Genomic DNA, 18,139 nt, shown 5'->3' with positions numbered 1-18,139 from the left:
TTATAGCGAATTCAAAAAGGCCAGCAGCGCGGCACGCTGCTCGGCATTGAAGGCGAGAACCTGTTGCTTCGCGCCCTCGGCTTCGCCGCCATGCCACAGCACCGCCTCCATCAGGTTGCGGGCGCGGCCGTCATGCAGGAACTGGGTGTGGCCACTGATGGTTTCCGTCAGGCCGATGCCCCACAGGGGCGCAGTGCGCCAGTCGCGGCCACTGGCCTTGAACTCAGTGCGGTGGTCCGCCAGGCCCTCCCCCATGTCGTGCAGCAGCAGGTCGCTGTAGGGGCGTATCACCTGATTGGCCAATTCGGGTTCGGCGGCGTTGGCCGCAGTGGTGAAACTTGGGGTGTGGCAAGACTGGCAGCCGGCCTGGAAGAACAGGTTCTTGCCGGCCAGGACCTGGGGCGAATCGACATCGCGGCGCGCCGGTACCGCCAGGTTGCGAGTGTAGAACAGCACCAGGCGCAGGATGTTGTCGCTGACTTCTGGCTCACCGTCCGGACCATTGCCGTTGGGGGCCTGCTTGCAGGCGGTTTGCGCGTCGGTGCAGTCATCGAAGGGCCTCAGGCGGGTGGTCAGGCCCATATCACCAGAGAACGCGTGAACATTTTGTTGATTGAGGTTGGGTTGGCCGGCTTTCCAGCCAAAACGCCCGAGTACGGTCTTTTGCTGGGCGTCATCCCAGACCCAGTTGGGTCGTCCGGCAATGGCCTTATTGCCGGCAGCGGGCCGAGCGTTGGCCAGGATTGCCGCTTCGGGAATGGCCTCCAGCAACCCCAGGCCGATCATCGGCGGCGCCACTCGGGCGGAGAACTGCGTCTCGGGGTGCATTGGGCCGTAGCCCAGGTCCGTGATCTGCAGCCTGGGTTTGCGCAACTCCACCTGGGTGCCGTCCTTGAACCGTACGGGCAGCGGATCGTATTCGACCCGTACCCGGCCTTCGGGGACGACTCCGGGAATCGCCATGTCTTGCAACTGGCCGCCATACACCGGTTCCGGCACCACGCCGACCTGCTCAATGACCTTGGCGTAGGCCGGGGTATCCGGAATCGACAGGCGCACCAGCATCGACACCGCGTTCAGCGCATCCGGCGCGGGCGGATGGCCGCGGCCGTCCTTGACGTGGCAGTTCTGGCAGGCATTGGTGTTGAACAGCGGGCCGAGGCCGTCACGGGCGGTGGTGGTGGAAGGGGCGATCACCCAGGGGTTGCGGAAAAAACTGTTGCCGACGCTGAAGTCCAGGCGTCGGGTCGGTGGCAGGTTGGCCGATGGCAGGGAGAAGGCATTGCGATCGGCCTTGTTGACCGTGGTCGCGCCGCCGGCCCGGGCTTCCCCTGGTTCGGCCTGGGTAAAGCGCGGAGCGTCATCGCAGGCACTCAGGCTCAAGGCCATGAGTAGAGCGGACCAGCGAAGCAGCGACGGGGGCATCGGACATCCTGCAAGACGAGCAAAACAAGGGCGCAAAGTCTAACAGGGCCGCCTGGATTGAATAAGAGGAATTATCGTTTGGTTTGACCCAGGACAAGCTGGCCGGGAAGCGTCCAGGCGCCTGAAACGGAGCGCCACGGGCACAAAAAAGGCGACCCGCAGGTCGCCTTTTGGCTGAAGCCGCGCTGATCAGAACTCGTGATCGGCGTTATCCGGGTTCAGGTCGCTGATGCCCAGCTTGCCCGCAGCCTGTTCGATCGAACCGGTCTGCTTGACCAGGGCGGCGATGGCGTCGCGCACGATCTGGTTGCCGGACTCGTTGCCCGCCGCGATCAGTTGGTCGTAGTGCTCACCCTTGTTGGCGTGGTCGACCATGACCTGGATCTTGGCTTCGGTGGCGGCCAGGTCGGCTTTCAGGGCGGCGTCGGCTGCCGGGTCGGCCTTGGCCACCAGGGACGACAGACTGGCGCCGGTCATCTTGCTGCCGTCGACACGGGTGTACTCGCCCAGGTAGACGTTGCGGATGCCCTTGGCATCGTAAAAGTGCGAGTTGTGGGTGTTGTCGCTGAAGCAATCCTGCTCATCTTCAGGGGAGTTGGCTTCCAGGGATACCTTCATCCGCTCGCCCGCCAGTTCGCCCAGGGACAGGCTGCCCATGCCGAACAGCATCTTGCGCAGGCCAGTCTCGGCCGGTTCGGCTTCCAGGGTGGCGCGGTAGTTGTCGGCCACATCCGGCTTCCAGTTGCCGACCATTTCTTCCAGGTCGTTGACCAGCAGTTGGGTCACGGCCTTCAGGTAGGCGCGACGACGCTCGTTGTGGCCGCCGGTGGCACCGGCACCTTCCAGGTAGTCGGAAGCAGGGCGGGCGCCGGCGCCAGGGCCGGTGCCGTTCAGGTCCTGGCCCCAGAGCAGGAATTCGATGGCGTGGTAGCCGGTGGCGACGTTGGCCTCGGCACCGCCCAGCTCGTTCAGGCTGGCGAGGGTTTGCGGGGTGATGTCTTTCACGTCGACCTTGTCTTCGCCGACCTGGATCTGGGTGTTGGCGATGATGTTGGCGGTGGCGCCCGGGTTGCCCAGTGCGTGCTCGTAGCTCTTGTCGACGTAGTCGATCAGGCCTTCGTCCAGTGGCCAGGCGTTCACCTGACCTTCCCAGTCATCGATGATGGTGTTGCCGAAGCGGAACACTTCGCTCTGCAGATAAGGCACGCGAGCGGCAACCCAGGCAGCCTTGGCGGCTTTCAGGGTGTCGTCGTTGGGCTTGGCGAGGAAGGCATCGATGGCGGTTTGCAGGGTTTTCGCGGTGGATTCGGAGTCGCTGTAAACGGCGAATACCATGTCGGCGTAATGCGCGACTACAGCCTTGGCTGCGGCTTCGTCGACCTTGCCGGCAGCGTCAGTGGCTGGGGTGGCAGTGCTGGCGGCCGGGGTCGGCGCTTGAGCGGCAGCCTTGTCGTCTTTGCCTTCGCCGCAGCCGGCGAGGGAAATAGCGATGGCCAACAGACTGGCGGTAGCCAGAGGCATACGAATCATGGCGAACATCCTGCTTCGAGAGGGGGAGTGGACGGCGCTGGGGGCGCGCAAAACTGCAACATAATGCGAAAGATTTGCATTATGTGTAAAGAGTCGCGCTTGTAAATATTTCTTATTCAGAAGGGGACTGCGCCAGGTCAAGCCGGCCAGTGCTCTGTTTAGGTCAGAGGATCACCGCGTTGCTGCGCTGCGCCTGTTTCAGGTAGGCGCTCAACTCCCGCGCCGGCAGGGGTTTGCTGTAGTGATAGCCCTGACCTTCATGGCAGCCTTCGGAGATGATGTAAGCCTCCTGTTCGGCCGTTTCCACGCCCTCGGCGATCACCTGCATGCCCAGGCTTTTACCCAGCTGGATGATGGCGCGCACGATGGTCGCATCGTCGTCGTCATCCAGCAGATCCTGGACGAAGCTCTTGTCGATCTTGATCTTGTCCAGGGGCAGGCTTTTCAGGTAACTCAGGGACGAATAACCGGTGCCGAAATCGTCGATGGCGATCAGCGCTCCGGAGCGTCGCAGGCTCAGCAGGTGCTGGGCGGCGGTGCTGATGTCTTCCATCAGGCCGGTTTCGGTGACTTCCAGTTCCAGGCTGCGCGGTGGCAGGCGGTAGATCTGCAGCAGGTTGTTGACCACCCGTGGCAGTTCGGCGTGGTGCAGTTGCACCGTGGACAGGTTGACCGCCATACGCAGGTCGCTGAAGCCCATGTCGTGCCATTCGCGCAGTTGGCGGCAGGCCTGATCCAGGACCCATTCGCCGATGGCGATGATGGTGCCGTTCTGCTCCGCCAGGGGAATGAACAGGTCCGGCGGCACCAGGCCGTGTTCCGGGTGTTGCCAGCGAATCAGCGCCTCGACCCCTACCACCCGGTGGTCGCGATAGCTGATCTGTGGCTGATAGACGAGGAAGAACTGCTCCCGGGTCAGGCCTTCACGCAGGTCCTTCTCCAGTTCCCGGCGCCGGCGCATTTCGCTGTCGACGCTGGCGATATAGAACTGATAGCGATTGCGTGACCGGCTCTTGGCCAGGGTCATGGTCTGTTCGGCTTTTTGCAGGAGTTTTTCCGTGCTGTCGCCGTCTTCCGGGAACAGGGTGATGCCAATGGTGGCGCGCAGGCGTATTTCCTGATGATCGAGGGCGAAGGTGGCCTCCAGGTCGTCGAGGATGCTTTGTGCCAGTTCTGCGGCTTCATAGGGTTGTTCGATATCGGCCTGGACCAGGGCGAACTGATCGCCACCCAGGCGAGCCAGGGCGCCGAGGCGGCCACTGTGGCCGCGCAGGCGATCGGCCAGGGCCAGCAGCAGTTGGTCGCCGGTCTGGTAGCTGAACTGTTCGTTGATGCCCTTGAAGTCATCCAGGCCGACACACAGTACTGCCACCCGGCGTTGCAGGCGTCCGGCGTCCACCAGGATCTTGTCCAGTTGCTGCTGCAGTTGCTGACGGTTCGGCAGGCCGGTCAGGAAGTCGTACTGGGCCATGCGCAGCAGGCTGTTTTCCGCTTCGTGGCGCAAGTGGGTGTTGCGCTCGATGGAGGCCAGCAACTGGTTGGCGGTGATGATCCAGATTCCCAGTTCGTTTTTTTCGTGCCCCTTGAGCAGTGGCAACTGGTGTTCGCTGGGGCGGTCGGGATTGATGGTAGTCAGGTGCTCGATGATTCGCGACAGCGGTTTGGTCAGCAACCAGTGATAGACCAGGTACAGCACCAGGCCCATGGCCAGGGCGCGCAGGACGCCGGAGATGAAGATGATCACCGAGCTGATGATGAAGCCCTGGCCGTAGGTAGCGGTGTCGAGAGTGATGCTCAGGTCGCCGTAATACTCGCTGTAGGGGCCGCGGCCCACCAACTGGGTGGTGAAGGTGCGTTCCTGGCCAAGAATCAGATCAGTGAGCCAGCGACTGGAAGAATGCTGCAGCTCGCGGGATTTTTCCGCGAGCATGGTTTCATTGGGGTGGCCAATGGAGGCCATGCGCACCGCATCATCCTGGAACAGGCCTTCAATGACTTGCATGCCCATTTCCCGGTCCAGGCTGTAGACCGCCTGTGTCGATGGGTCGCGAAACATGTCGAGAATGCGCTGGGCGTCGTTAGCTACCGCCTGCCGAGTCTTGTAGGCATCGAAGACGATCTGGGCACAGCTCAGGACTACGCCCACTATGAGTGCCGACAGCAGCACAACCCGGAGCAACTTCACCGACAAGCTGTTTTTGAGTTCCAGCTTCAAAGGGCTATTCCTTGTTCCGTGCGCGTAGCGTCAAGTTGCCATGAGTATTGGCAATCCCGTGTTGGCCGTCAAAGTGACATTAAGGCCGAGAACAGGACGTCTGCGGGCCAGGCCCGGGTGATCAGATTCAGGATTGCTCTTGCTGTGGATAGTGTGTCGGTAGCGACGCCTTGCAACTTGAGGGGCGGCGTTGATTTTTACATCAGATGAATCTTAGCGTCTCGGCTGGGCGGGACAAGATGCCGGCTTTGTCAGAGGCAAAAAAAACCCGGCCAGGCCGGGTTTTTTGCACTGCAAACGGACTTAAGCGACGAAGTTCTTGCCTTCGAACTGCTCAGCCACGAATTTCCAGTTGACCAGGTTCCAGAACGCTTCGACGTATTTAGGACGAACGTTGCGGTAGTCGATGTAGTAGGCGTGTTCCCAGACGTCGCAGGTCAGCAGCGGAGTGTCGCCGCTGGTCAGCGGGTTGCCGGCGCCGATGGTGCTGGCCAGGGCCAGGGAACCGTCAGCCTTCTTCACCAGCCAGCCCCAGCCGGAACCGAAGGTGCCAACGGAAGTCTTGGTGAATTCTTCTTTGAACTTGTCGAACGAACCGAAGGCTGCGTTGATGGCCTCGGCCAGAGCGCCAGTAGGTTGGCCGCCGGCGTTTGGCGCCAGGCAGTTCCAGTAGAAAGTGTGGTTCCAGACCTGGGCTGCGTTGTTGAAGATGCCGCCCGAAGAGGTTTTGACGATCTCTTCCAGAGTCTTGCCTTCGAACTCGGTGCCTGGCACCAGGTTGTTCAGGTTCACGACATAGGTGTTGTGGTGCTTGTCGTGGTGGTATTCCAGGGTTTCCTTGGAAATGTGCGGCTGCAGGGCGTCGTGTGCATAGGGCAGCGGCGGCAATTCGAAAGCCATGATGATTCTCCTAATCAGGTCAGTTGCGGTGAGCGCAAGGCCGATCACGGGCGGCCAGACAAGCGCCGGGGAGTTTGTACTCTTTGCGGCGCAGGGTTCGGATCATAGCACCGGGGGGGCGGCTTAACCACGCAACAACTGTGTGGGATAGAGGTTCCAGAGCCTTTTGGAATAAGTCACGCAGCGCTGATCAGCTGGAACGCCACGCTGAACATCATCACCGCCACCAGCAGGTCGAGAATCCTCCAGGTACTGGGGCGAGCCAGCCACGGAGCCAGCCAGGCGGCGCCCAGGGCCAGGGTGAAGAACCACAGCAACGAAGCGCTGGCGGCCCCCACCACGTAAGCGCCGGGCTCGGTTTGTTGCGCCCCCAGTGAACCGATCAGCAACACCGTATCCAGGTAGACGTGGGGGTTGAGCAGGGTGACCGCCAGGGCACTGAGCATGACAGCCCGCAGCGAACGCACGGTCTGGCCTTCGCCCTGTTGCAGGCTTTGTTTCGAGCAGGCCCGGCGCAGGGCCTGGGCGCCGTACCAGATCAGGAACGCCGCGCCGCCCCAGCGCGCCACGGCCAGCAGCATCGGGCTCTGGGTCAGGACGGTGGCCAGGCCGAACACCCCGGCCGCCACCAACAGGGCATCGCAAGTCACGCACAGTGCCGCCACCGGCAAGTGGTGTTCACGGCGCAGGCTCTGAGCCAGGACGAAGGCGTTTTGCGTGCCGATGGCCATGATCAGGCCGGCGGCCACCAAGAGACCGTTTACATAGCTTTGCCACATGATTACTGCTCCTCGCCGGCGGCCAGTTTTTGCAGAACCTGCATGGCTCGCTGGGCATCCGCCTGACCGACAAACAAGTGATCGTGGTAGAAGCCGGCGATCACGTTGCAACTGATCCCGGCCTGGCCCAGGGCGCCAGCGAAGGCCGCTGTCAGGCCCACGGCTTCAAGGGCCGAATGCACGTTGAGGGTGATCCAGGCCGCCACGTAATCGAAGGCCAGGCCCAGGCGCTCGGCCTGTTGGCGCGGGAGGATAACCGTCAGTCCCTCGCGTTCGCGAAAGCTGCCCAGCACTTCGCAGTCCTGCAGCAGGCTGCGGTCAGCGATGCAGCAGAATACGTACTCGCCGTCGTTGAGCTGCGGGCTCATGCTGCGCAGCAGGGTAGCGAGGGAGGTTTCACCAGCCATGAACAAAATCCTTGAGCGAAGAAGCATTGCAGGGGTTTTACGCTGGCTATTTTCTCGCTCCAGGCGGTATAAGAAAAACCAATAGTGCTGATCACTCATTAGGAAAACTGATGTTCGACTACAAGTTGCTCTCCGCCCTGGCCGCGGTGATCGAACAGGCAGGATTCGAACGGGCGGCCCAGGTGCTGGGATTGTCGCAGTCGGCAATTTCCCAGCGCATCAAGCTACTGGAGGCCCGGGTCGGACAGCCGGTGCTGGTGCGGGTGACGCCACCTTCGCCCACGGAAATCGGTCGCCGCCTGCTCAACCATGTGCAGCAGGTACGCCTTCTGGAGCGGGACCTGCAAAGCCTGGTGCCGGCCCTGGACGAAGAAGGCTTGCCGGAACGCCTGCGCATCGCCCTCAACGCCGACAGCCTGGCGACCTGGTGGGCCGAAGCGGTGGCTGACTTTTGCGCCGAACATCACTTGCTTCTGGACCTGGTGGTGGAGGACCAGACGGTGGGCCTCAAGCGCATGCGCGCCGGCGAAGTGGCAGCGTGTGTCTGCGCCAGCGAGCGTCCGGTGGCCGGGGCCCGCAGCCTGCTGCTGGGGGCCATGCGTTACCGCGCCCTGGCCAGCCCGGCGTTCATCGCCCGGCATTTTCCCCAGGGCGTGCGCGCCGAGCAGTTGGCTCGGACCCCGGCGTTGGTGTTCGGCCCTGACGATTTCCTGCAGCATCGCTACTTGGCGTCCCTGGGTGTCGATGGCGGTTTCGAGCATCATTTATGCCCGTCTTCCGAGGGCTTCATCCGTCTTGCCGAAGCCGGCCTGGGTTGGGGACTGGTGCCCGAACTGCAGGTTCGCGAGCAACTGCAGCGAGGCTTGCTGGTGGAGCTTTTGCCGGATAAACCCATCGATGTGCCGCTGTACTGGCATCATTGGCGCAACGGCGGACAATTGCTGGGCTTGTTGACCGAGCACCTGGCACGTTTATCTGCACAATGGCTGGTGCCTTGGGAGCAGCCATAAGCGTCAAGCGACAAGCTGCGAGTGCACAGCTTGCGCTTCGATTTTCAATGCGCGGCTTGTAGTTCGTAGCTCGTCACTGCTTTGTTTAGGAATATTCATGAAAATTCTGGTTACCGGCGCAAGCGGCTTCATCGGCGGGCGCTTTGCTCGTTTTGCCCTTGAGCAGGGCCTGGAGGTCCGGGTCAACGGCCGTCGCGCCGAAGCGGTGGATCATCTGGTGCGCCGTGGCGCCGAGTTCGTCCAGGGCGATTTGAACGATGCCGGCCTGGTGCGCGAACTCTGTCGCGATGTCGATACCGTGGTGCACTGCGCCGGTGCGGTGGGCTTGTGGGGCCGTTATCAGGATTTCCATCAGGGCAACGTGCTGGTCACTGAGAATGTGGTCGAAGCCTGCCTCAAGCAACGGGTCCAGCGCCTGGTGCACCTGTCCTCGCCGTCGATCTATTTCGATGGCCGAGATCACCTGGGGCTGACCGAAGAGCAAGTGCCCAAGCGTTTCAAGCACCCCTACGCAGCCACCAAGTACCTGGCCGAGCAGAAGGTTTTCGGTGCCCAGGAGTTCGGGCTGGAGGTCATTGCGTTGCGGCCGCGTTTTGTCACCGGTGCCGGCGACATGAGCATCTTCCCGCGGTTGTTGAAGATGCAGCGCAAAGGTCGCCTGGCCATTGTCGGCAACGGCCTGAACAAGGTCGACTTCACCAGTGTGCACAACCTCAACGAGGCCCTGTTCAGCAGCCTGCACGCCAGTGGTTCGGCCCTGGGCAAGGTCTACAACATCAGCAACGGTGCACCGGTGCCGCTGTGGGACGTGGTCAACTATGTGATGCGCCAGATGCAGGTGCCGCAAGTCACCCGCTATCGCTCTTTTGGCCTGGCCTATAGCGTGGCGGCGCTCAACGAGGGGTTCTGCAAGCTCTGGCCCGGCCGTCCTGAACCGACCTTGTCGCGCTTGGGGATGCAGGTCATGAACAAGGACTTCACCCTGGATATCAGCCGGGCCCGGCATTACCTCGGCTATGAGCCCAAGGTCAGCTTGTGGGCCGCTCTGGATGAGTTCTGCAGTTGGTGGAAGGCTCAGGACATAAGCTGAAATCAAAGACTGAACCCGGTTTGCCCGGGCCGGTCCATTGGCCGGGTGAATTAGCGGTTTATACTCGCCGCATTCAGCCATCACCGCGGTTCACAAAGGTTGCCCCATGCGTAACGATGCACACGATGACTTCGATGACGTTCCAAGTCTGCGCGCCGATCCCCTCGATGACGATATCTTTCCTACCACCAGCGCTGCCCGTGAGCGCACCACCGTGCATTCGCGCAGCGCTCCGGTGGCCAAGGCCAAGGGGCCCAGTACCGGTCCATTGTGGGCATTGGTGGGGGCGTTGTTCTTTGCCTTCATCGGTCTTGCCTGGTGGAGCTTCCAGCAGATTTCGCTGATGGAGCAGCAACTGGTGGCGACCCAGGAAAGCTTCGCCAGGATCAGCGAGGAGGCCGCCGGCCGTCTGCAGGACATCTCCGGCAAGGTAGTGGCCAGTCAGACCAATGTCACCACTGACAGCGAAGCCTTGAAGCTGCAGATCAAACAGTTGGAAAGCCGGCTGCAGGATCAGAGCCGACAACAGCAGGGCGTGGCCGGGCAGGCGACTGACCTGGACAAGCGCCTGGCGCAGATGACAGCCCAGACTGCCGAGCAGCAGGCGGCCAACGTGCAGTTGCAGGCCCAGGTGAAAGCCTTGAGCGCTGAACTGGCGAGCCTCAAAGGCGTCCAGGCGGACGCCGGCAAGCTCGATAGCCAGCTCAAGAGTTTGAATGCCGACCTTGCCGCATTGAAGAAACAGGGCAACCCGAGCGCTGCCATCGAGCGACTGGAGCAGGAGCTGGTGGTACTCAAGAGTGAGCAGGACAATCGTCCCGCTGCCCAGAGCGGAGCCAGCACCGCCGAGTTCGATGCGTTCCGTGGCCAGGTCACCCGCAACATCAATACCCTGCAAAGCCAGATCCAGAACCTGCAGCAGCAGATCAATACCCGTCCTTGAGTAGTCAGGCCCTCCCCGCGCACGGCGTGGGGGGGCTGTTCGGCCAAAGTGTGCTGAATGTTCACCCATATTGCGCAGCCGTCTACGCTCTTCAAACGCCATCAGGAACGAGGAGCGAGCGATGAGGCTGTTGCAGAAAAATACCTGGCTGGGATGGTTGTTATTGCTGTGCATGGGGTCGTTGCATGCGGCGGTACCGGCGGCCGATGACGGTGTGGCGGCCCGGGCGCTGCTGGAAAAAGCCCTGCGCTATTACCACGACCAGGGTGACAAGGCGTTTGCGGCCTTCAGCCGCCAGGGTGAGTTTGTCGATCGCGATCGTTATGTGTTCGTGGTGGACACCCGGGGCGTGATGCTGGCCAGTGGCGGTCCTTCGTCGGCACTGATTGGCCGAGATGTTTCCGAAGTCCTGGGACCGGATCTGCGCAAGGCGTTCAAGGACGCCCTGAAGATTCCCGAGGCCAATGGCATCCAGCAAGCCGAATACCGCTGGCAGAACTGGGCCGACGGCAAGATCGAACGCAAGCATGTGTACTTCCAGCGTATCGGCGAACGCATCCTGGCGGTGGGGTATTACCTGCCTCGGGCCTCGGCCGAACAGGCCAAGGCGCTGCTGGATCGAGCGGCCACGGCCTTGGGCGGCGATCAGCCGGGTACGCTCAAAGCCATCAATGACTTGCGTGGCGGGTTTCTCGAAGACGATCTGTATGTGTTCGTGGTGGACCTCGACAGCCACCGCTATCTGGCCCATGGCACCAACCTGCGCCTGCTCAATACCGATTTTGGCAAGATCAAGGACCCAGAGGGCAAGCCGGTGGGGGAGCCGATCCTGGCGCTGATGGCAGGCCAGGATCAGGGGGAATACGAGTACCGCTGGAAGAACCCGGTGACGGGCAAGGTCGAGGACAAGCATGCCTACTTGCGCAAGGTCGGGAAGCTGCTGGTTGCCGTGGGTTACTACAGCCCCTGAGTCCTGAACGCTGGCCCCTGCCAGCATCAGGATCAATGCGCCTTGTCTTCACGGCCCCGTAGCAGGCGATTGGGCATGGCAATCGCCGCCGCCAGCCCCAGTAGGGAGACTGCGGCACTGACCAGCAGCAGATGTCGGAAGGTCAGCAGCAACTCGTTGCGCAATGCGTCGCGGGCGGGTCCAGGCGCGGCGTCCAGGCCTTGCAGCAAGGCATTGCCGGAGTGCCCCTCGTTCATCAGCCCTGTGCCACTCAGATGCGCCAGGCTGGAATCCTGCAACAAGGCCAACAGCAAGGCCGACATCAGCGCCACTCCCACCGCGCCGCCCAGGGCGCGAAACAGGTTGGTGGTGCTGGTGGCGACACCGATATCCCGTTGCTCCACCGAGTTCTGGGTGCCCACCAGGGAGGTAGGGAACTGCATGCCGCCGGCGATCCCGCAGAGCAACATGAACAGGCTGCTCAGCAGGACCTCCTGGGGCGGCACCAGGGCCATGCCGAGAATCGACACCGGCATCAATAGCGCGCCGCCCAGGATCATCGGCTTGTAGCGTCCGGTCACCGAGGTCAGGCGTCCGGCGCAATAGGCGCCCATGGGCAGGCCCATGGCCAAGGGCAGCAAGTGCAGGGCGGCACTGTCGGCCCCGGCCCCGGTGATGCTTTGGAAACGCAGGGGCATCAGCACGATCAGCGAGATGGCCTGGAAACTGGTGAAGAAAATCGTGCACCAGCACAGCAGCGCATTGCGGTTGGCAAACAGGTGCATCGGCAGCAGGGGTTCCCTAGCCCGGCGCTCATGCCAGACGAACAGAGCCAGGACGATGCAGCCGATGGCCAGCAGGTCGAGCACTTCGGCGCTGCGCCAGGAGTGGCCCTGGCCCACTTGGGTGATGCCCAGCAGCAGGGCGCTCAGGCCGATGATCAGCAACACAGTGCCGAGGTAGTCGATGATCGGTTTGCGCTGGGGCACCGGCAGCCCTACCAGGGTACGGTGGGCCACCCACCAGGCACCCAGTCCCAGGGGCAGGTTGATCAGGAACACCCAGCGCCACGACAGAAACTCGGTCATGTAGCCGCCCAGCACCGGGCCGGCGACACTGGCCACCGCGTACATGCTGCTGAAGTAGCCCTGATAGCGGCCGCGCTCCCTGGGCGGGACTATGTCGCCGATGATGGCCTGGCTCACCGAGATCATGCCGCCGGCGCCGATGCCCTGAAAGATCCGCGCCAGCACCAGTTGTTCCATGTTCTGGGCCAGGCCGCAGAACAGCGAGGCCAGGGTGAACAATCCCATGCCGAACAGCATCAGCCGACGCCGGCCATACAGATCGCCGAGCTTGCCGTAGATCGGCACTGCCACGGTCATCGCCACCATGTAGCCGGAGATGACCCAGGCCAGCAGGCTGACATCCTTGAACTGAGCGGAAATGGCCGGCATGGAGACCGCGACGATGGTCTGGTCCAGAGCGCCGAGAAAGATCGCCAGCATCAGAGCGATCAGCACGCTGCGGATGGCCGGTTTGGGTGGGCCAGGCTGTTGGAGGTGAGTCACGAAAAAACCTGCGGGCAGTGATTGATCCGTAGCGGCAAGGCTGGCGGGAATGGGCGTCAGTGTACTCGATAGGGTGCTATCGGATAGCGCTACAAGGAAGAGTACGGCGTTTTTTCATGAAGGTTTCCAAGGGGGGAGGTTGTGCCAAAGCGCCTTGGATTCACCGCTCTCGAAAAGCTTTGTGGCACTTGGTGTTGATGTGTAATGGGACGCATTCTGTATAGTGTGCGCTCGGTGCCGGCTTCCTGAATCCTGGCTGTACGAATGTTTATTTGTGTTGCCGGTGCTTGCGTTTTTCCTGGCTGAACCCGTCAATGGGCCGATGAAACCTGGCGGTTACCTGAGCTTTTTTTCAGCGGTGCAATTCTCCCCCCCCCCGTTACTCTGAGGCCTGGACTGTAGTGATGAACAAGCCTGCCCTTGCTGCCATTCCCGTGTTCAAACTCTATGGCGAAAGCCTGGAGTGGCCCACCCCGGATCTGCTCCATTGCGAGTCCATCAGTCAACGCAGCCGTGAGCACCAGTGGGAAATAAAACCCCATCGGCATGCCGATCTCGGCCAATTGCTGTTTGTCTTCCGAGGGCAGGCCGAACTGGAGGTCGAAGGCCAGCGGACCTTGTTGGATGAACCGATGATCCAGGTGTTGCCGCCGTTATCGGTCCATGGCTTTCGATTTTCCGAGGATGTCGAAGGTTATGTCGTGACTCTGGCGGCGCCGCTGTTGAGCCATTTGCAAGCTCAGTTGGGGCGTTCGGAAAATACCCTGGCTACGTCTTGCAGCTACCCGGCCCGGGAGGATGCGCAGTACCTGAACGGTTTGTTCAGTGCCTTGCAGAATGAGTATCAAGGGCAGCAGCCGGCTCGGGAAATGCTCATGCACGCCTTGGTGAGCATGATTGTGGTCTGGATTGGTCGCCAGGCACTGCAGCGCAGCAGTTCCAGTCAGCGTCCTCAGCGGGCCCGGGAGTATTTCAACGGTTTTATCCAGTTGGTGGAGGCCCATTACCGCGAGCATGTGAAGGTCGAGGACCTGGCTCACAAGCTAGGCATCTCCGTATCGCACCTCAACGGCACCTGCCGCGAGCTGGCCGGGCAACCGGCGCTGCAGATCATGCACGAGCGTCAACTGCTGGAGGCCAAGCGCCTGCTGACCTACACCGGGATGACCATCTACGAGATTTCCGATGACCTGGGCTTTTCCGATCCCACCAATTTCACCCGGCTGTTCCGACGCCGCGAGGGGATTTCGCCCAAGGTGTTCCGCGACCGGCTCAAGGCCGATCAGGCGGGGGAACCTGGGGCGTTGCCGCTCACCTGAGGGCGTTCAAGGTGGCGTTGTGGGGAATGCAGCGTTCCAGGTTGCAACTGGCGTAGTTGCGCTGTTGCATGCGGGCCTGCTCGACGCGATAAGCGGCGGTACCGTATAGCGCCAGGGTCATGGTGCAGGTCATGAAGATGGCCAGGTACCTTCTTGTCTTGACGTTCATGGCAACGACCTCTGAACCAATACCCCGTGTTTTCAGGGGCACTGATATCAGCATAGGTCAGTTGCGGGGGCTTGCCAGGCTGCTGCCCAGCCTGTTTGGCGAGGTATTGAACCGCTGGATCGTGTCTACAGCCCCACATCCCAGAGCGGTTCCTGGGGAAACCTGAGCACCAGGAAATCCAGCATGCTGCGCAAGGTCGCCGGCATGTGCTTGCGCGAGGCGTAGACCGCGTACATGTTCATCTTGCGGGGTTCGGCATGGGTCAGCAGGCGCACCAGTTCTCCCCGCTTGATGTACTCCCCGGCCTGGTAGCTGGGCAGCATGGCGATGCCGGCGCCGGCCACTGTGGTGCGCAGCAGGGTACTGGCTTCGTTGGCGCTGATATTGCCCTGCACCGGCACCGACACTTGCTCGCCGTCCTGTTCGAAATGCCACAGGCTTTTGCCGAAGTAGGAGTGGGTCAAGCAGTTGTGCTGGCTCAAGTCCTCCACCCGTTGTGGCGCCGGGTGCTCCTGGAGGTAGATCGGTGAGGCGCAGATCACCGAGCGACAGACGGTCAGGCGTCGGGCGATCAGGTTCGGGTCCAGGTCGTTGCTGGTGCGGATCGCCAAGTCGATACGCTCATCCACCAGGTTCACCGTGCGGTCGAGCATCTGCAGATCGATGCTCACACCGGGATAACGCTTGACGTAGTCGGCCACCGCCTCCGCCAGTTGTGACTGGCCGAACGAGGTGCTGACGCTGATGCGCAGCAGCCCGCGGGGCGCATCATCAGGCTCGCCCACCGCAGCCTGCATATCGTTGGACAGTTCCAGCATCTGCCGGCAGCGGGGCAGGATCTCGCCGCCGGCCGCGGTCAGGCTGAGCTTGCGCGTGGTGCGGTGCATCAACCGGGCGCCGACCCAATCCTCCAGCTCCGCCAGATAACGTGAAACCACTGGCCGTGAAAGGTCCAGGTGGTCGGCGGCGGCCGACTGGCTGCCCAGGTCCACAACGGTGACAAAGACCCGCATTGCTTGGAGACGATCCATGATTTGCCCGCTTTCAGAAACAAACTATGTTCAAGCATCGCATTTTTTGTAACGAGTCTGGCAACTAAGCTTTGTCCACTTCTCACCAAGCCAACAGATGCTGGAGCTGCCCTCATGATCGGATTCACCTCTCTTAAACGCCTGCTGCTGGCCACCGCCACCCTGGGTTTTGCCGCCCATGCCGCAGCCGCCGAGCCCAGCCTGAAGCTGGATGTCTACAACCCGGGGGCCAATGCCATCTTCCCGGTGACCTCGGTACTGGTCAGCGGCAAGAAGGACGCGATCCTGGTGGATGCCCAGTTCGGCAAATCCCAGGCCCAGCAACTGGTGGAAAAGATCCGTGCCAGTGGCAAGCACTTGACCACCATCTACATCAGCCACGGTGATCCGGATTACTACTTCGGCCTCGACACCCTGACCAAGGCTTTCCCTGATGCCAAGGTTGTTGCCTCACAGCCTACGGTGGATCACATCAAGGCCACGGTGGATGGCAAGCTGGCGTTCTGGGGCCCGAAAATGGGCGCTGACGTTCCGGCCAAGACCATCGTGCCCGGCGTACTCAAGGGCCACAGCCTGACCCTGGAAGGGCAGAAGCTCGAAGTCATCGGCCTGGACGGCAAGCAACCGGATCGCAGCTTTGTCTGGATTCCGTCGATCAAGGCGGTAGTCGGTGGTGTGGTGGTCGCGGAAAACATCCACGTATGGATGGCCGATACCCAGACCCCGCAGTCCCACCAGGACTGGCTGAGCACCCTGAAGACCATTGAGGGCCTGAACCCCAAGACCGTGATTCCCGGGCACTTCCTCGGCGACAGCGCACGCTCCCTGGCCCCGGTGCACTTCACCGCGGACTACATCAAGGCCTTCGATGAAGAGACGGCCAAGGCCAAGGACTCTGCTGCGCTGATCGCGGCCATGAAAAAGCGTTACCCGGACCTGGGCGAAGACAGTTCCCTGGAACTGAGCGCCAAGGTTGCCAAGGGCGAAATGAAGTGGTGAAACCGGTTTGACCCGCTCCCTTCGGGGAGCGGATGCCCCTGTACTCTCTTAGCCAACTGGAGACATGTCATGAGCAAGATCGCAATCATTGGTGCCACCGGCCGTGCCGGCAGCCAACTGTTGGAAGAGGCCCTGCGTCGTGGTCACAGCGTCACCGCCATCGCCCGCAACACGGCGAAGATCGGCCAGCGTGCCGGCGTGCTCACCCGCGAAGTGGATGTGGCCGACAGTGCTGCATTGCAAGCGGCGGTAGCCGGCCACGATGTGGTGATCAGTGCCGCGCATTTTTCCACCATCCCGGCCGATGCCATCATCGATCCGGTGAAAAAGGCCGGGGTCAAGCGTCTGCTGGTGGTGGGCGGTGCCGGTTCGCTGTTGCTGCCCGGTGGTGGCAAGGTCATCGACAGCCCCGGTTTCCCGGAGGAATACAAGGCCGAGGCCAGCGCCGGTGGCGTGTACCTGGACACCTTGCGCAAGGAGCAGGATCTGGACTGGACCTTCCTCTCGCCATCGGCGGAGTTCGTTGAGGGTGAGCGCACCGGGCAGTTCCGCCTGGGCCAGGACGATCTGCTGGTCAATGCCCAGGGGCGCAGTTGGATCAGCTTCGCCGACTACGCCATCGCCATGCTCGATGAAGTGGAGAAGCCGGCCCACCGTCGCCAGCGCTTCACCGTCGGTTACTGATGAGCGGCCGATTGCCCCGGTAGCCGCCTACCGTTGGCGGTTATCGGGGAGTTCCGATCAGTGTTGAAGGCCCTCGCGGGCCTTTTTGCGGTCTGCCGGCATCAGGGTTTTCTCATTCAGCGCTGTTTGGCCTGCTCCACCAGCCAGTCCAGCAGTTCCTGCAAGGCCGCCGCAGGCCCTGGGTGCTCCGGGTAGACCAGATAGTACGCCTGGCCCGTCGGGATCTTCAGTTCAAAAGGCATGACCAGCCGTCCGGCACTCAGGTCGTCGCCAATCAATGCCCAGTCGCCAATCGCCACGCCCGTTCCCTGGGACGCCACGGACATTGCCAGGTCCAGGGTCTCGAAATGCTGACCCTTGCCCAGGGTATTGAGTGGCGTGCCGGCGGCTTTCAGCCAACTTTGCCAGTCCCGTTGATCGTGGGAGGGATGCAGCAGCAAGTGCTGTTGCAGGTCCGCCGGGTTCTTGAGGGGCACCGGGCCCTCCAGCAGCGGTCGCGAGCAGACCGGCGTCAGTTGTTCATTGAACAGGTGACGCGAACCCAGGGTCGGGGACGGCGGGGCTCCGTACATGACGGCGGCATCGAAGGGTTCGCGGCTGAAATCCACGCCGTGCTGAATGGTGGTGGTCAGTTGCACCGGTACATCCGGGCGTTCCCTCTGCCACTGCAGCAGCCGTGGCAGCAGCCAGCGCATCACACAGGTCGGCGCCTTGAGGCGCAGGTTGCGGCTCTGCCCACCGATGTCATCCACCGCGCCATTGATCAGTTCGAATACCTGCTGCACCCGCGGCAACCATTGCGCCCCTTCGTTAGTGAGGCTCAAGCCCCGGGCATGGCGCTGGAACAACGGATAACCCAGATGGCTTTCCAGGCCGGCAATTTGTCGGCTCACCGCTCCTTGGGTGATGTGCAACTGCTCGGCAGCGCGCGTGAAATTGCAGCACTGGGCGGTGACCAGAAAGGTGTGCAGTGCGGGCAGGGGAGGCAAGCGTTTCATGGGCAGCCAAGGCATGACGTGAGGACATGGCTAGTATGACTTTTTATCCATTGTTGCGGCTACAGCCTCACCGTTCCAATAGCCCTCCCGACGTCTGCTGAGTTTTTCAGTCGGCAGTCA

At 61.9% G+C, this 18,139-nt stretch carries 17 protein-coding genes; 7 read left to right on the top strand and 10 right to left on the bottom strand.

Annotated features, from left to right (window positions below):
* The 6 genes from KHO49_RS23185 to KHO49_RS23160 form a co-directional block, all read right to left on the bottom strand.
* Positions 1-1,425, bottom strand: coding sequence for a di-heme oxidoreductase family protein (locus tag KHO49_RS23185; protein WP_213665871.1), 1,425 nt, complete (start codon positions 1,423-1,425; stop codon positions 1-3).
* A gap of 189 nt (positions 1,426-1,614) precedes the next feature.
* Positions 1,615-2,955: an imelysin family protein gene (locus tag KHO49_RS23180; protein WP_213665870.1), complete on the bottom strand. Its 1,341-nt coding sequence runs from the start codon at positions 2,953-2,955 to the stop codon at positions 1,615-1,617.
* Positions 2,956-3,118: 163 nt separating this feature from the next.
* Positions 3,119-5,170, bottom strand: coding sequence for a putative bifunctional diguanylate cyclase/phosphodiesterase (locus KHO49_RS23175; protein WP_110594897.1), 2,052 nt, complete (start codon positions 5,168-5,170; stop codon positions 3,119-3,121).
* Positions 5,171-5,473: 303 nt separating this feature from the next.
* A complete protein-coding gene (locus KHO49_RS23170) occupies positions 5,474-6,070 on the bottom strand; it encodes a superoxide dismutase (protein ID WP_011063080.1) in 597 nt (198 codons plus the stop codon).
* Between the two features lie 176 nt (positions 6,071-6,246).
* Positions 6,247-6,849: a LysE/ArgO family amino acid transporter gene (locus tag KHO49_RS23165; protein WP_102880727.1), complete on the bottom strand. Its 603-nt coding sequence runs from the start codon at positions 6,847-6,849 to the stop codon at positions 6,247-6,249.
* Positions 6,850-6,851: 2 nt separating this feature from the next.
* Positions 6,852-7,256 carry an ACT domain-containing protein gene (locus KHO49_RS23160; protein ID WP_213665869.1) on the bottom strand — a complete coding sequence of 135 codons (405 nt, stop codon included), beginning with the start codon at positions 7,254-7,256 and terminating at the stop codon, positions 6,852-6,854.
* Positions 7,257-7,366: 110 nt separating this feature from the next.
* On the opposite strand from KHO49_RS23160, the gene KHO49_RS23155 reads away from it, so the two are divergent.
* The 4 genes from KHO49_RS23155 (at position 7,367) to KHO49_RS23140 (ending at position 11,269) form a co-directional block, all read left to right on the top strand.
* The gene (locus KHO49_RS23155; RefSeq protein ID WP_110594895.1) at positions 7,367-8,266 is read left to right on the top strand and encodes a LysR family transcriptional regulator ArgP; all 900 of its coding nucleotides are present in this window, start codon (positions 7,367-7,369) and stop codon (positions 8,264-8,266) included.
* A 97-nt stretch (positions 8,267-8,363) separates the two neighbouring features.
* Complete coding sequence (locus KHO49_RS23150; RefSeq protein ID WP_102880724.1) at positions 8,364-9,356, top strand: NAD-dependent epimerase/dehydratase family protein; 993 nt, start codon at positions 8,364-8,366, stop codon at positions 9,354-9,356.
* Between the two features lie 106 nt (positions 9,357-9,462).
* Complete coding sequence (locus KHO49_RS23145; protein WP_213665868.1) at positions 9,463-10,299, top strand: ATPase; 837 nt, start codon at positions 9,463-9,465, stop codon at positions 10,297-10,299.
* 121 nt (positions 10,300-10,420) lie between these two features.
* Positions 10,421-11,269: a cache domain-containing protein gene (locus KHO49_RS23140; RefSeq protein ID WP_102860511.1), complete on the top strand. Its 849-nt coding sequence runs from the start codon at positions 10,421-10,423 to the stop codon at positions 11,267-11,269.
* Between the two features lie 32 nt (positions 11,270-11,301).
* On the opposite strand, the gene KHO49_RS23135 is transcribed toward KHO49_RS23140, so the two are convergent.
* Complete coding sequence (locus KHO49_RS23135; RefSeq protein ID WP_102880722.1) at positions 11,302-12,819, bottom strand: MDR family MFS transporter; 1,518 nt, start codon at positions 12,817-12,819, stop codon at positions 11,302-11,304.
* 404 nt (positions 12,820-13,223) lie between these two features.
* Here KHO49_RS23135 and KHO49_RS23130 point away from each other — a divergent pair, with 404 nt between their 5' ends.
* Positions 13,224-14,138, top strand: a complete 915-nt coding sequence (locus KHO49_RS23130; RefSeq protein ID WP_102880721.1) for a helix-turn-helix domain-containing protein — start codon at positions 13,224-13,226, stop codon at positions 14,136-14,138.
* Here the strand turns inward: KHO49_RS23130 and KHO49_RS23125 are convergent.
* Both KHO49_RS23125 and KHO49_RS23120 read right to left on the bottom strand, forming a co-directional pair.
* Positions 14,131-14,307, bottom strand: a complete 177-nt coding sequence (locus KHO49_RS23125) for a hypothetical protein (protein ID WP_162884084.1) — start codon at positions 14,305-14,307, stop codon at positions 14,131-14,133. The genes KHO49_RS23130 and KHO49_RS23125 overlap by 8 nt on opposite strands.
* A 125-nt stretch (positions 14,308-14,432) precedes the next feature.
* On the bottom strand, positions 14,433-15,338 hold the full coding sequence (locus KHO49_RS23120; RefSeq protein ID WP_123394074.1) for a LysR family transcriptional regulator: 906 nt from the start codon (positions 15,336-15,338) through the stop codon (positions 14,433-14,435).
* Between the two features lie 114 nt (positions 15,339-15,452).
* Here KHO49_RS23120 and KHO49_RS23115 point away from each other — a divergent pair, with 114 nt between their 5' ends.
* Together KHO49_RS23115 and KHO49_RS23110 are read left to right on the top strand one after the other, a co-directional pair.
* Positions 15,453-16,337, top strand: a complete 885-nt coding sequence (locus KHO49_RS23115) for an MBL fold metallo-hydrolase (protein WP_102880719.1) — start codon at positions 15,453-15,455, stop codon at positions 16,335-16,337.
* Between the two features lie 69 nt (positions 16,338-16,406).
* On the top strand, positions 16,407-17,021 hold the full coding sequence (locus tag KHO49_RS23110; protein WP_110651388.1) for an NAD(P)-dependent oxidoreductase: 615 nt from the start codon (positions 16,407-16,409) through the stop codon (positions 17,019-17,021).
* A gap of 116 nt (positions 17,022-17,137) precedes the next feature.
* Here the strand turns inward: KHO49_RS23110 and KHO49_RS23105 are convergent, their stop codons facing one another.
* Positions 17,138-18,019, bottom strand: a complete 882-nt coding sequence (locus KHO49_RS23105; protein ID WP_102860996.1) for a LysR substrate-binding domain-containing protein — start codon at positions 18,017-18,019, stop codon at positions 17,138-17,140.
* Positions 18,020-18,139: the final 120 nt, after the last annotated feature.

This window comes from Pseudomonas sp. RC4D1, from assembly GCF_018390395.1.
Taxonomy (GTDB): domain Bacteria; phylum Pseudomonadota; class Gammaproteobacteria; order Pseudomonadales; family Pseudomonadaceae; genus Aquipseudomonas; species Aquipseudomonas danubii.
This window is presented reverse-complemented; position numbering and strand designations above follow the sequence as displayed.